11 protein-coding genes are annotated in these 14,391 nt (G+C 67.5%); 9 read left to right on the top strand and 2 right to left on the bottom strand.

All coding sequences use genetic code 11. The annotated features are described in order from the left end of the window. Positions 1 to 213: 213 nt before the first annotated feature. Positions 214 to 1,440, top strand: coding sequence for a glycoside hydrolase family 16 protein (locus EV647_RS25990; RefSeq protein WP_134007178.1), 1,227 nt, complete (start codon positions 214 to 216; stop codon positions 1,438 to 1,440). A gap of 482 nt (positions 1,441 to 1,922) precedes the next feature. On the opposite strand, the gene EV647_RS25985 is transcribed toward EV647_RS25990, so the two are convergent. Beyond that, positions 1,923 to 3,107 carry an ROK family transcriptional regulator gene (locus EV647_RS25985; RefSeq protein WP_134007176.1) on the bottom strand — a complete coding sequence of 395 codons (1,185 nt, stop codon included), beginning with the start codon at positions 3,105 to 3,107 and terminating at the stop codon, positions 1,923 to 1,925. 244 nt (positions 3,108 to 3,351) lie between these two features. Here EV647_RS25985 and EV647_RS25980 point away from each other — a divergent pair, with 244 nt between their 5' ends. The 7 genes from EV647_RS25980 (at position 3,352) to EV647_RS25950 (ending at position 11,860) form a co-directional block, all read left to right on the top strand. Beyond that, the gene (locus EV647_RS25980) at positions 3,352 to 4,389 is read left to right on the top strand and encodes a LacI family DNA-binding transcriptional regulator (RefSeq protein ID WP_134007174.1); all 1,038 of its coding nucleotides are present in this window, start codon (positions 3,352 to 3,354) and stop codon (positions 4,387 to 4,389) included. Positions 4,390 to 4,553: 164 nt separating this feature from the next. Beyond that, entirely contained in the window at positions 4,554 to 6,245 is a 1,692-nt protein-coding gene (locus EV647_RS25975) for an ABC transporter substrate-binding protein (protein ID WP_134007172.1), read from the top strand. Positions 6,246 to 6,350: 105 nt separating this feature from the next. Continuing rightward, the gene (locus tag EV647_RS25970; protein WP_134007170.1) at positions 6,351 to 7,364 is read left to right on the top strand and encodes an ABC transporter ATP-binding protein; all 1,014 of its coding nucleotides are present in this window, start codon (positions 6,351 to 6,353) and stop codon (positions 7,362 to 7,364) included. Then, positions 7,361 to 8,341, top strand: coding sequence for an ABC transporter permease (locus EV647_RS25965; protein WP_134007168.1), 981 nt, complete (start codon positions 7,361 to 7,363; stop codon positions 8,339 to 8,341). The genes EV647_RS25970 and EV647_RS25965 overlap by 4 nt, the downstream gene beginning before the upstream one ends. Position 8,342: 1 nt before the next feature. After that, positions 8,343 to 9,377, top strand: coding sequence for an ABC transporter permease (locus EV647_RS25960; protein ID WP_134007166.1), 1,035 nt, complete (start codon positions 8,343 to 8,345; stop codon positions 9,375 to 9,377). Further along, positions 9,374 to 10,372, top strand: a complete 999-nt coding sequence (locus EV647_RS25955; protein ID WP_134007164.1) for an ABC transporter ATP-binding protein — start codon at positions 9,374 to 9,376, stop codon at positions 10,370 to 10,372. Before EV647_RS25960 ends, EV647_RS25955 begins: the two co-directional genes overlap by 4 nt. Before the next feature lie 90 nt (positions 10,373 to 10,462). Continuing rightward, positions 10,463 to 11,860, top strand: a complete 1,398-nt coding sequence (locus tag EV647_RS25950; protein ID WP_134007162.1) for a GH1 family beta-glucosidase — start codon at positions 10,463 to 10,465, stop codon at positions 11,858 to 11,860. 115 nt (positions 11,861 to 11,975) lie between these two features. On the opposite strand, the gene EV647_RS25945 is transcribed toward EV647_RS25950, so the two are convergent. After that, positions 11,976 to 12,650: a GAF and ANTAR domain-containing protein gene (locus tag EV647_RS25945; protein WP_134007160.1), complete on the bottom strand. Its 675-nt coding sequence runs from the start codon at positions 12,648 to 12,650 to the stop codon at positions 11,976 to 11,978. Positions 12,651 to 12,735: 85 nt separating this feature from the next. Between EV647_RS25945 and EV647_RS25940 the strand changes: the two genes are divergently transcribed. Continuing rightward, on the top strand, positions 12,736 to 14,322 hold the full coding sequence (locus EV647_RS25940; RefSeq protein WP_166680434.1) for a beta-N-acetylhexosaminidase: 1,587 nt from the start codon (positions 12,736 to 12,738) through the stop codon (positions 14,320 to 14,322). Positions 14,323 to 14,391 lie beyond the last annotated feature (69 nt).

Raw genomic sequence — 14,391 nt, 5'->3', positions numbered from 1 at the left:
GGGGAGTTCGGGGCGGTTCGAGTTGTCGGCGTCTGCCCGCGCCGCAACAGGTGGTCAGCAAGAGGTAACCATCCGTGCTGATCGCTGTCAACGCCGGAACCGAGACTTTTTTCAGATCTTTTATTTAGTCCCGGGGTTGACGTGGGAGCGTTCTCACGGCACGCTGCCGCCCATTCGTTGTCCTCATTCAGACGCCCCCGAAATGAGGTACTCATGAAGCGTTCCCGCTTGCTCGCGCTCGTCGCGACCGGTGCCGCACTGATCGGCACCGCCCTCCTCCAGCCCGCGGCCACCGCGCACCAGCAGGCCGCCGCGGCAACGACCGCCACGGTCTGGGAGGACAACTTCGACGGCCCAGCCGGCCAGGCCCCCGATCCCGCCAAGTGGCGGTACGACATCGGCGGCAGCGGCTGGGGCAACAACGAGATGGAGTACTACACCAACAGCACCCGCAACTCCGCGCTGGACGGCAACGGCAACCTGGTCATCACCGCCCGCCAGGAGAACGGCGGCTTCCAGTGCCACTACGGCCCGTGCCAGTACACGTCGGCGCGGTTGCTCACCGCGCAGACCTTCACCCAGACGTACGGCCGGTTCGAGGCCCGCATCAAGATCCCCCGCGGGCAAGGGATCTGGCCGGCGTTCTGGATGCTCGGCGGCGGCAACTGGCCGAACGACGGCGAGATCGACATCATGGAGAACATCGGCAAGGAGCCCGCGACCGTGCACGGCACGATCCACGGCCCCGGGTACTCCGGCGCCGGCGGGATCGGTGCCGCGTACAACCATCCGAACGGCTGGTCGTTCGCCGACGACTTCCACACGTTCGCGGTGGACTGGGCCCCGGACTCGATCACCTGGTACGTCGACGGCGTGCAGTACCAGCGCCGTACGCCGGCCGACCTGAACGGCAACGCGTGGGTCTTCAACCACCCGTTCTTCATGATCCTGAACCTCGCGGTCGGCGGCTACTGGCCCGGCTACCCCGACGGTACGACGGTGTTCCCGCAGACCATGACCGTCGACTACGTCCGCGTCTCCACCCTCGGCAGCTCCGGCGGCACCGGCTCGCAGATCACCGGCCTGGCCGGCAAGTGCCTCGACGTGGCCGGTGCGAACGCCGCTGACGGTACGGCGGTGCAGCTGTACGACTGCAACGGCACCAACGCGCAGAAGTGGACCCGTCCGGGCGACGGCACGATCCGTGCCCTGGGCAAGTGTCTCGACGTGAACGCCGGCTCACTCGCCGACGGCGCCAAGGTCCAGCTCTGGACCTGCAACGGCACCGGCGCCCAGCAATGGACCTACACGTCCGCCCACGACCTGGTGAACCCCCAGGCCAACAAGTGCCTCGACGTCACCGGCAACAACTCCGCCAACGCAACCCCCACTCAAACCTGGACCTGCACCGGCGCCACCAACCAGAAGTGGACGCTCTAACCGACCTTCCCCACACGACCACCCCCCGCCCACGCCACCGCCGGGACCCTCCCCAAACCAGTTTGGGGGAACCACACAACCACAACCGGGGAGCACAACCGCCCGATTCGGGTGGGTAAGGGTCCCCAAACCCGTTTGGGACACGCCCAACCGCGAGGAGCGCTACCACCCGATTCGGGTGGGTAAGGGTCCCCAAACCCGTTTGGGACACGCCCAACCGCGACCGGGGAGCGCTACCACCCGATTCGGGTGGGTAAGGGTCCCCAAACCGGTTTGGGGAGGCGCGCCCAACCGGGACTGGGGAGTGCTAATGCTCGATTCGGGTGGGTGAAACTCCCCAAACCGGTTTGGGGAGGCGCGCCCAACCGGACTGGGGAGTGCTACTGCTCGATTCGGGTGGGTGAAACTCCCCGAACCCCCGACCAGCCTGGGCAGGGGCCCTCGGCGACGGAACTTGATACATGAGCTTCGGCGCGGGACGACTATCGCGGTAGGGGTACGGCGCCGCCGTCGCGGAGTAGGCGTACTACGGGGAGGGTCGCGGCGCCGAGGGCTACGGCGTCGCGGCCCAGTTCGCACAGGACGATGGACACCTGGGCGTACGGGCGACGGAGGGCGTGCTTGCCCACCTCAACACGTAGCTCTTCCAGGTGCTTCTCGCCCAGCAACAGGCCCGCCCAGCCGCCGAGAACGATGCGCTCGGGGTTGACCAGGTTGACCAGGTTCGCGAATCCCGCGGCCAGGTAGCCGATCGTGTCGTTGACGATTGTCGTCGCCGGCTCGGTCGTCGACTCCAGTAGTTCGACGAAGGCTGTCTCCTCGTCGCCGTCGGCAGTCCCGCCGGCAAGACGGTACCGGTCCAGGACGCCCTCCGCGCCGACGTACGCCTCGAGGCAACCCAAGGCGCCGCAGCGGCACTGGCGACCGCCGTACACGATCGTCATGTGGCCCCACTCGCCCGCACTGCTGCGGGCCCCGCGGTAGCTGGATCCACCGGCCACAAGGGCCGATCCGACACCGGAACCGACCAGTGCGACGACGGCGTCGGTCGCGCCGCGGCCCGCGCCGAACCACATCTCCGCCTGACCGAGCATGTTCGCACCGTTGTCGACGTGCACCGGAATATCGGTGCCCTCGGCAAGCAGCCTGGCGAGCGGCACGGCCTCCCAGCCGAGCGTCTGCGCGTCGACGATCGCGTTGTCCTCGACCACACCGGCGACCGCGACGCCGAGTCCGAGCACCTGCTCGGACTGGATGCCGGAGGCAGCGATCACGGTCGAAAGCCCTTCCAGTACGTGCTTCACGACCTCTTCGGGTGTCGGCGTGGCGATCGGATGGTCGGCCCGCGCCAGCACGTTCATGGCCAGGTCGAACAGTTCCACCCGGACCCGGGTCTCCCCGACCTCGGCGCCGACGACGTACCGGAATGTTGGTGCCACCCGCAACAGGACCCGCGGCCGGCCGCCCTCGGACTCGACCGAGCCGGCCTCCTCGACCACGCCCTCCGCGATCAGTTCGGCGACCAGATTGCTGACGCTCGCGGCGCTGAGCGAGGTCCGGACGGTCAGCTCCTGGCGACTCAGCGGACCCTCGCGATAGATGCCGGTGAGGATCACCGAGCGGTTGGACCGGCGCATGTCACGCACCGTGGTCCGGCGTACTTCCATCCTCGACCTCACCGTGGCAGAGCGCAGTCGGCCCCGGGCAGGCCGCTCGCCCCGAGTTCATCATGCCGCCCGGCGGGACGGAAGAGCTCCCTTCTTCCAGCTCGTGAATTAAGCCGCGATTCGTTACCACTCCGTGATTGACGGCCCGTTGCGGTAGGGGCTTTGATCTACGGAACCGCTTCCGAAACCGGTTCCGGATCCAATAGACGATGCAGCACCCCGACCGCCCGAGGGGAGATTCAGCGTGTCCATCACGATCGCCGATGTCGCGGCCCGTGCCGGAGTCAGCAAGACGACCGTGTCACGCGTCCTCAACGGCAAGGGCGAACTGGACCTGCGCACCGCCGAACGGGTCCGGCAGGTGATCGCCGAGCTCGGCTACGTGCCGAGCGCCCGCGCGGTGGGCCTGGCCCGCGGCCGGACCCGGATCGTCGGGATGCTGGTCCCCTCGCTCACCTGGCCCTGGATGGGCGAGGTACTGCAGGGCGCGGTCGACGTGGTCGAGAGCGAGGGCTACGGGCTGCTGCTGTTCACCTTCAACCGGGGTGAGGAATCCATGCAGCAGTTCGCGTCCCAGGTCTCGGCGCAGTCGTTCGACGGCCTGCTGGTGATCGAGCCCGAGGGCACGCTCACCTACATCGAGCAACTCCACGCGCGTGGTCTGCCGGTCGTCCTGATCGACGACCGCGACAAGCGCCCGCAGTTCCCGTCCGTCGCCACCACGAACTACGCCGGCGGCCAGTCTGCCGCCCGGCACCTGCTGGAGCTCGGCCGTCGCCGGCCACTGGTGATCACCGGCGTCGAACGCTTCGGCTGCACCCACGAACGCCTGGACGGCTTCCGCGACACCTACGCGGAGGCCGGCATCGAGCTCGACCCGGGACTGGTGTTCGAGGGCGACTTCACCCACGAGAGCGGACGCCGCGGCGTCCAGCACGCGCTCGACGAGCGACTCGAGTTCGACGCGGTCTTCGCCCACAACGACCTCTCCGCCGGCGGTGCCATCCAGGCCGTCCGGGAGACCGGGCGGAACGTGCCGAACGACGTGTCGGTGGTCGGGTTCGACGACATCCCGTACGCCGAGCACACCGAGCCGCCGCTGACCACGGTGCATCAGCCGATGCGCCAGATGGGTCAGGCCGCGGCCCGGATGCTGATGACCCACTTCGGCGGCACCCCGCTGCCGGAGGAACCCCAAGTGCTGCCGACGACCCTCATCGTCCGCAGCTCCACCGCCCCGAAGGCCCGGACCAGACCCGCCCCCCAGACCCGGTCCCACTAAGGCTCCGGTGGCGGGGCAGCTGCCCCTGTCCCGCCGCCGGCGTACCCCTCGATATCGATCCGTTAAGGCGTCCGCTCTTCCCATGAGAGCGTTCTCACGCCACGATGCAGTCGCTCTCCCGGCTCAGGGGAGAGCATCCGCCAACAGATTCACAGGAGGAACCGATGCGAGCACGACGTACAGTCGCGCTGGCCCTCACGGGCTTGCTCGCGGCAGCCGCGCTGGCTGCTTGTAGCAGCGGGGACGGTCAGTCAGGCAGTTCCGGGAACAACGGCTCGGGCACCGCCGCGACCGTTCTGAACATCGGCATGCCGAACGGTCCGCAGACCGAGAACCACAACCCGTTCCTCGGCTCCTCCTCGGGCGCCTCGCTGGGCTACCGCTGGCTGATCTTCGAGCCGCTGGTGATGATCAACGGGATCAAGCCGACCGAGCCGGGCAAGCCGTGGCTGGCGACCGAGTGGAAGTGGGACGCCAACTACACCAAGCTCTCGCTGACCGTCCGCGAGGGCGTGAAGTTCTCCGACGGCCAGCCGATGACCGCCGACGACGTGGCGTACTCGTTCCAGATCCGCAAGGACAACGAGGGCCTCAACCAGGACGCGATCCCGTACGGCACCATCACCGCGTCCGGCAACAAGGTCGACCTGACCTTCACCCGGTCGCAGTTCACCAACCAGAACAAGATCCTGACCGTGTTCGTGATCCCGAAGCACCAGTGGTCGACGATCAAGGACCCGAGCCAGGACACCCTGAAGAGCCCGATCGGCACCGGTCCGTACACGGTGAAGTCGTTCACCCCGCAGACCACCACGCTGACGTTGCGCGACTCGTACTGGCAGGACCTCCCGAAGGTCAAGGAGCTGCGGTACACGTCGTACAACGACAACAACGCGCAGACCACCGCGCTGGCCAACGGCGCGTCGGAGTGGAGCTTCGTCTTCGTCCCGAACGTGAAGGCCGTCTTCCAGGACAAGGACCCGAAGAACCACAAGCTGTGGTTCCCGGCGAACCTCGGCATCCACGGTCTGTGGATCAACACCACCCGCAAGCCCTTCGACAACCCGGCGTTGCGGCGCGCGATGAACCTGGTGATCAACCGCGACGACATCTTCCAGCAGGGCGAGGCCGGGTACTTCTACCCGAAGGTCGAGTCGATGACCGGCATCCCGACGCCGGCCGGTGAGTCCTTCATCGCTCCGGAGTACAAGGACCTGAAGCACAAGGTGGACGTGGAGGCGGCCAAGAAGGAGCTCACCGACGCCGGCTTCAAGCTCGAGGGCGACGCGCTCACGGACCCGACCGGCAAGCCGGTGACGATCACGCTGACCGACCCGGCCGGCTGGTCCGACTACATCACCGATCTCGAGATCATCAAGGACAACCTGTCCACGATCGGGATCAAGGCGACCGTCGACAAGGCCAACCAGGACGCCTGGTTCAAGAACATCGACGAGGGCAACTTCGACGCCGCGATGCACTGGACCAACGGCGGCGCGACGCCGTACGACATCTACCAGAACATCATGGACGGCAAGATCCTGAAGCCGGTCGGCAAGGGCGGCGTGAGCGGCAACTACGGGCGGTTCAACAGCCCGGAGGCGACCAAGGCGCTCGACCAGTACGCGAACGCCGCGGACGACGCGGCCCGCACCACCGCGCTGAACACGCTGCAGAAGATCATGGTCGAGCAGATGCCGATCATCCCGACCTCGGCGTCCAACGTCGGCGGTCTCTACAGCACCAAGAACTGGGTCGGCTGGCCCGACGAGCAGAACCAGTACGGGCCGGCGCAGCCGACCCAGCAGAACGCTCTGCAGATCATCCTCAACCTGAAGCCCGCCGGCACCCAGTGATTCGGACCGCGGCGCCGGAGGACCTCCTCCGGCGCCGCGGACCCACCACCTACATCCGGCGAGCGCAGCCAGGCGGCGAGCGCAGCGAGCCGTGATTGGAGTCTCATGACGGTCACTGAGACCGAGGTTGTTCTGGAGGCCGAGGGCCTCACCAAGCATTTCCCGGTACGGCGCGGACTCCGCGACCTGCTCACCCGCGAGCACAAGGCCGTGCACGCGGTGGACGACGTGAAACTCACCCTGCGCCGGGGCCGCGTGACCGCGCTGGTCGGCGAGTCCGGATCGGGCAAGTCCACGGTCGCGCGACTGCTGGCGCAGTTGTACGGGCGTACCGCGGGTGAGATCCGGCTGCACGGGGAGCCGATCACCGTGCGCGGCGGCCGGAAGTTCCGTGCGTACGCGCGCCGCGTGCAGATGATCTTCCAGGACCCGTTCGCCTCGCTGAACCCGACGCACACCGTGCGGTACCACCTGACCCGGTCGCTTCGCATTCACGGTCGCGCGGGCGACCTCGAGGACAACCTGCGCGACCTCCTGGTGCAGGTTCAACTCACTCCCCCGGAGCGGTACCTGGACAAGTTCCCCCACGAGCTGTCCGGCGGTCAGCGGCAGCGCGTGTCGATCGCCCGCGCGCTCGGCGCGGACCCCGAGGCGCTGCTCGCCGACGAGCCGGTCTCGATGCTGGACGTGTCGATCCGCCTCGGCGTACTGAACCTGCTGCGGGACCTGAAGGAACGGCTCAACCTCGCCATCCTCTACATCACCCACGACATCGCCTCGGCCCGGTACTTCGCCGACGAGACGCTGGTGATGTACGCCGGCCGCATGGTCGAGGGCGGCGACTCCGAGACCGTCACGCAGAACCCCGCGCACCCGTACACCCGGCTGCTGATCGAGAGCGCGCCGGATCCCGATCGGCTCGGTGAGCTGAGCAAGCCCGAGGACCAGGCCGGTGGCGAACCGCCCAGCCTGATCGCGCCGCCGGGCGGCTGCCGGTTCAATCCGCGCTGCGTGCACGCGATGCCGAAGTGCTCGACCGATCTTCCGCCTCGCTTCGAGCTCCCTGTTGCAGGCCATTGGGCTGCCTGCTGGCTCTACGAAGAGGGGGCGGCGCGATGAAGTTCCTTCTGCAGCGGCTGGCCTTCTACCTCTTCACCGCCTGGGCCGCGCTGACCATCAACTTCTTCATCCCGCGGCTGATCCCGGGCGACCCGGTGACGTCGCTGATCAACAAGTTCCAGGGCCAGATGAGCACCGACGCGATCAACTCGCTGTACGTGCTGTTCGGCCTGGACAAGAACGCGTCGATCTGGAGCCAGTACGTCGACTACTGGGGCCAGGTGTTCCACGGCGACCTGGGGCTGTCGTTCACGTTCTTCCCGACACCGGTCGCCGAGATCCTACGGCAGAGCCTGCCGTGGACGATCGCGCTCGTCGGCATCACGACGTTCGCCAGCTTCATGATCGGTACGTCGCTCGGCGTGCTGGCCGGCTGGCGGCGCGGCTCGATCATGGACGGGCTGTTGCCCGTGACAACGTTCCTGTCGTCGATCCCGTACTTCTGGCTCGGTCTGCTGGCGATCACGCTGCTCGCCGGACCGGACAGCTTCTTCCCGTCGTCCGGTGGTTACGAGCCGGGGCTGGTTCCGTCGTGGAACGCCGAGTTCATCGGCAGCGCCGTACAGCACAGTCTGCTGCCGGCCATCACGATTCTCATCTCGTCGGTGAGCGGCTGGATCCTCACCATGCGGAACATGATGGTGACGGTGGCCTCCGAGGACTACATCACCGTCGCGCATGCCAAGGGCCTGCCCGAGCGCCGGGTGATGGTGAGCTACGCGGCCCGGAACGCGCTGCTGCCGAACGTGTCCGGATTCGCGCTGTCGCTCGGCTTCATCGTCGGCGGCACGCTGCTGGTGGAGATCGTCTTCTCCTACCCGGGCATCGGCTACAACCTGTTCCAGGCCGTCGGCGCGAAGGACTACCCGCTGATGCAGGGCGTCTTCCTGGTGATCACGCTGTCGGTCCTGGTGGCCAACCTGCTCGCCGACGTCGCGTACCTGCTCCTCGACCCGCGCACCCGGAAGGAGGGCTGAGATGTCCGCACCAGCCACCACCATCACCGCGGTCACGCCAGATGGGCCGGAGGTCGCGGTTGCCCCGGTTAAGCGCCGACGGCTGCGGTTCGTCGCGAACCCGAAGGCCGCGACCGGTCTGGTCGTGCTGGCGTTCTTCTGCCTGATCGCGATCATCGGCCCGTGGGTCGCGCCGTACGACCCGTCCGCCCGCAGCAGCGACCTGATCCAGGCGCCGTCCGGCAAGCACTGGTTCGGTACGACGCACCTCGGCCAGGACATCTTCAGCCAGGTGCTCGTCGGCACCCGCGGCGTGATGTTCGTCGGCCTGCTGGCCGGCCTGGTCGCGACCGCGTTGTCGATCCTGATCGGCGTCAGCGCGGGCTTCCTCGGCGGTGCCGCGGACGACAGTCTGTCTGCGTTGTCCAACGTTTTCCTGGTGATTCCGGCACTCCCGCTGATCATCATCGTTGCCTCGACGATCCCCTCGGCCGGTGACCTGATGGTTGCTTTGGTCATCGGATTGACCTCCTGGGCGTGGGGTGCGCGGGTGCTCCGCGCGCAAACGTTGTCCTTGCGCCGGCGGGACTACGTCGAGGCCGCGCGGGCGACCGGTGAGAGCACCTGGCGGATCATCACGTTCGAGATCATGCCGAACCTGACCGCGATCATCGCATCCGGTTTTGTCGGCACGGTGATCTTCGCGGTGATGTCCGAGATCACGCTGGCCTTCATCGGGATCTCGACGATCTCCGAGTGGAACTGGGGCACGATCCTGTTCTGGGCGCAGAGCCAGCAGGCACTCGCGCAGGGCGCGTGGTGGTGGTTCGTCCCGGCCGGTCTGGCGATCGCGGTCCTCGGTACGGCGCTGTCGCTGATCAACTTCGGCATCGACGAGTTCGTCAGCCCGCGGTTGCGGTCGAGCGGTCACACCCGGGTCAAGACGAAGGACGGCCACTCTGTGCGGATGCGGGTCGGGTTCACGCCCGTCCTGTCGTCGAAGGCCGCGCCGGTGACTCCCGTCGTACCCCGTCGTGAAAAGGAGGAGGTCGCGTGAAGGCGCCGGTGCTCGAGATCAAGAACTTTCACGTCGACTACGGCTTGGGGGAGCAGGCGGTGCAGGCGGTGCGGGACGTCACGCTCACGTTGCACCGCGGCGAGGTGCTCGGGCTGGCGGGCGAGAGCGGCAGCGGGAAGTCGACACTGGCGTACGGCGTGACACGGCTGCTGCCGCCGCCCGGGGTGATCAGCGGCGGGTCGGTCGTCTACCACCCTGCTTCGGGCGATCCGTACGACGTGATGACGCTGACCGATACGGAACTGCGGAAATTCCGGTGGGCCGAGACGTCGATCGTGTTCCAGGGCGCGATGAACTCGCTGAACCCGGTGCACAAGGTCTCGACCCAGATGCTCGACGTGATCAAGGCGCACGAGCCGCACCTGTCGCCGCCGGCCCGGATCGCCCGGGCTCAGGAAATGCTGAAACTCGTCGGGATTTCCGCGGATCGGATGGACGCCTACCCCCACCAGCTGTCCGGCGGGATGCGGCAGCGGGTGATGATCGGGATGGCGCTCGTCCTCGAGCCGCAGGTCGTGATCATGGACGAGCCGACGACCGCGCTGGACGTGGTGATGCAGCGGCAGATCCTCGCGCAACTGGTCGAGCTGCGCGAGCGGCTCGGGTTCTCGGTGCTGTTCATCACCCACGACCTGTCGTTGCTGGTCGAGTTCTCGGACCGGATCGCGATCATGTACGGCGGCCGCATCGTCGAGGAAGCCCGCTCCGCGGATCTGTACAAGGACTCCCTGCATCCCTACAGCGAAGGCCTGCTCAAGTCCTTCCCCGCACTCCGCGGCGAACGGCGCGAACTGGCCGGAATCCCCGGCTCCCCACCGGACCTGCGCGGCATGCCGTCCGGCTGCTCGTTCCATCCCCGGTGCCCACAAGCCTTCGACCGTTGCGCTGCCGAGATCCCGCTGCTCGAGATCCCGTCGGCCCGCACCGATCCCAACCGTTCCGTCGCGTGCTGGCTCCCTGGCCGCACCGCCTAGAAGGGCAACTATGAACGAGCGAAGCGAGTTCATCATCAAGCACAGCGCATCTCGTGTCTCATCCGCGCCCGGAGCGAAGCGAGGACGTGGATGAGCACAACTTCTGTTTCGGGGGCGGCCGCACTGGTCGCGGGGTTTCCGTCCGGATTCCGCTGGGGTGTCGCGACGTCGGCGTACCAGATCGAGGGCGCGGTCGCGGAGGACGGCCGGACGCCGTCGATCTGGGACACGTACTGCCGGGTGCCGGGGGCGATCGACAACGGCGACACCGGCGACCTCGCCTGCGACCACTACCACCGGATGCCGCAAGACGTTGCCCTGATCAAGGACCTCGGCCTGGACACGTACCGCTTCTCGGTGGCCTGGCCACGGGTGCAGCCGCACGGCAAGGGCCCGGTGAACCCGGCCGGGATCGGGTTCTACGACCGGCTCGTCGACGAGCTGCTTGCCCAGGGCATCGACCCGTGGGTGACCCTGTACCACTGGGACCTGCCGCAGGAGCTCGAGGACGCCGGCGGCTGGCCGGTGCGCGACACGGCGTACCGGTTCGCGGAGTACGCGATACTGGTGTTCGACGCGTTGAAGGACCGGGTCAACACCTGGACGACGCTGAACGAGCCGTGGTGCTCGGCGATGCTCGGCTACGCGTACGGCGCGCATGCTCCGGGTCGGCGCGAGTACCCGGCAGCGCTGGCCGCCGTACATCATCTGCTGCTCGGCCACGGCCTGGCGACGCAGGCGATGCGCGAGGCGTCACCGCGCAAGCTCGACATCGGCATCACGCTCAACGTCGCGACGTCGTACCCCGCTTCGGATGCGGAGCCGGACGTGGACGCGGCGCGACGTGCGGACGGGATGGGCCGGCGGATCTACCTCGACCCGCTGGTGCACGGGCACTACCCGGCCGACGTGGTCGCGGACCTCTCGCGGGACGGGGTCGAGTTGCCGATCGAGGACGGCGACCTGGAGATCATCGCGGCGCCCATCGACGTACTCGGGGTGAACTACTACTTCAGCCAGAAGTTCACCGGGTACGCCGAGGACGGCAGCACCGTCGACGCTCAGGGCCTGCCAGTAAGTCGCGACGTACCGCTGGGCAAGCCGCGCACCGCCATGGACTGGGAGATCGTCCCCGAGGGATTCACCGACCTCCTGCTCAGCATCGCCCGCGACTACCCGGGCCTCCCGATGGTCATCACCGAGAACGGCTCCGCCTTCGAGGACGTCCCCGACGAGAACGGTTACGTCGACGACACCGACCGTACGGCGTACTTCACCTCCCACCTGTCCGCGGTCGCCGACGCCATCACCCAAGGCGCCGACATCCGCGGCTACCTCGCCTGGTCCCTCATGGACAACTTCGAATGGGCCTACGGCTACGCCAAACGCTTCGGCATCACCCGCGTCGACTACGAAACCCAGGCCCGCATCCCCAAGGCGAGTGCCCTTTACCTCAAGGAACTAGCCGAGCAACACCGGGCGAGATAGGACGCCCAGGCCATCACAATCGTCCCGTTGCCCGCCCGTCAGGCGGGCACCACCTGCACAGCCGACGATTGTGATGGCCTGGAGATCCGTTTGGCGTGCGGCCATTGCCTCGGGCTCAGCCGCTGGTGGTGGCCTCGACGATCTGTTCGGCGACTACCCGGAGCTTCGTGTTGCCGTCCTGGGAGAGTCTGGTGAGGAAGGCGAAAGCGCGGTCGTCGGTGAGCTTGTATCGCTCCATGACGACCCCCACCGCCTTGCCGATGAGCCCGCGTGTGCGCACGGCTTCTTGCAGGTTGTGGATCTCCCGGGCGTACTCGATCGCCATCGCGGCCTGGTGCTGGAACAGCACGCCGAGCGCGCCGAAGTCACCGAACGCACCGGGCCGGCGGGCGTAGAGATTCAGCGCACCCCGCGACTTCGGAGCGTCGAAGAGCCGGATGCCGGCCTGGGCCTCGATACCGGCGGCGACAGCTGTCGCGGCGTACCGCGGGAAGCGTGGATCGCCGTCCAGGTTGGGCGAGATGACGTGGACGGAATCGGCCGCGGCGTCGTAGCAAGGTCCTTCCCGCAACTCGTACTGGGCCGCGTCGACCCCCCAGAGCAACTCATCGGTCGGCGCGACCGTTTCCAGACGGCCGTCGAAGTGCAGAATCGTGATGCTGGCGAAGTCCACCTCCGGCAGCACCTCGACCGCGGCCGCCGTAATCCGCCCGAGAGTATGGTCGAGGTCACCGGGCGTGAGCACCTTCGACAGACGTTCTGCCTGCTCCAGCAGCAGTTGCGTATCCATTGCCGCCCGGTACCCGTTTCAAGCCCCACCGACGCCGACGTACACAACGTGGCCGTCCGGTCGCGATGTGACGCAGAATCGTCGGATGAACCTTCCTCTGATCCCGGCACCAGCGACCGCGACCGCCTTCGATGAAACGTTTGTCCTGACGTCAGCCTCGGGTGTCGTCCACTCATCTGAGCTCGCCGGTCCCGTCGCTCGCTTCCTCGAGGACGTGCAGCTCGATGCCGGCCTCACGCTGACCGGCGACTCGGGCATCCACGTCGACCTCGGGAGCGTCGCCGGCGTACCACCGGCCGCTGGTCTGCGAGCCGACGGTGCGGCCCTGGACGAGCGCCACGGCGTGGAGGTCACGCCCGAGGGCGTCCGGGTGTGGGGTCCGACGCCGGAGGCGGTGTACCGAGGCCTCACCTCGCTCCGGCAACTCATCTCCGCGCAGATTCAGGACGGTACGGCGGTGCTGCCGGCTGGTCGGTTCGTCGACGGGCCGCGGTTCGCGTGGCGGGGGTTGTCACTCGATGTAGTGCGGACGTTTCACGCGCCGGACGAGGTACGGCGGGTCATCGACATGCTCGCGTTGTACAAGCTCAACGTTCTGCACCTTCATCTCACGGACGATCAGGGCTGGCGGGTCGAGGTACCGTCGCGGCCGGCGTTGACCGAGGTGGGTGCGACCGGGGCGATCGGTGATCGTCCCGGTGGGTACTACACGCAGGCGGAGCTGGCGGAGCTGGTCGCGTATGCGGCCGACCGGTACGTGACCGTCGTTCCGGAGATCGACATGCCCGGGCACACCGCGGCGGTGTTCAAGGCGTACCCGGAGCTCGGGCCTGCCGAGCCTCAGACGATCGACGTCGGGAACGGCGACAAGCTTCACCTCGGCACGCTGGATCCGGGACGGGACGAGACCTGGGCGTTCGTCGAGGACGTGCTGGATGCGGTCATCCCGCAGTTCCCGCGAAGTGCGTACGTACACATCGGCGGTGACGAGACCTGGGGTATGGCCGACGAGGACCACGCGGCGTTCGTCGAGAAGGCGGCTGCGCTCGTCCGGGAGCGCGGGAAGAAGGTCGTCGGCTGGCAGGAGATCGCCCGCGCGAAGCTCGGCTCCGAGGATGTCGTGCAGTACTGGCTGGACCTCGACATCGACAAGATGGGCGAGAACCCCGACGCGCCGACACCGCCCGAGGAACTGCTGCCGGTGCTGGTCGAGGCGCTGCGGAAAGCGAAGTACGACGCCCCGAAGGCGCTCGAGCAGGGCGCGAAGCTGATCGTCTCACCGGTGACCTGGCTGTACTTCGACCGCCCGCACGCCGACACGTCCGCGGACCCATCGCAAGAGCAGGCGAGGGAACGCCTCGGCCTCCAGTTCTACGGCGCGGCGTCCATCGAACACGGCGTCTCGTGGGATCCGGTCGACACCTTGCCTGGCATCGACAGCACCGATCAGATCGCCGGCGTCGAAGCCGCCATCTGGTGCGAAACCATCACCAGCTCGGAGGATCTGGAACTGCTGCTCCTCCCCCGCATCCCCGGTCTGGCGGAGAAGGCCTGGTCCCACCAGACCTCCACCAACTGGCCGGAGTACGCCGCCCGCCTGGGCCAGCAGTCCCGCACCTGGCGTCACCGCACCTGGACCTGGCTCAAATCCACCGAGGTGTCCTGGGCCTGACCGCACTTTGAGCACCCACCAACCATTTTTCACCTCGCTAGATGGTTGGGGGGTGCTCAAAGTTGATTG

Origin of the sequence: Kribbella sp. VKM Ac-2566, from assembly GCF_004366005.1 — a bacterium.
Lineage (GTDB): Bacteria > Actinomycetota > Actinomycetes > Propionibacteriales > Kribbellaceae > Kribbella > Kribbella pratensis.
Note: the sequence above shows the minus strand (reverse complement) of the source record. Positions and strands in the feature narration are given on the sequence as shown.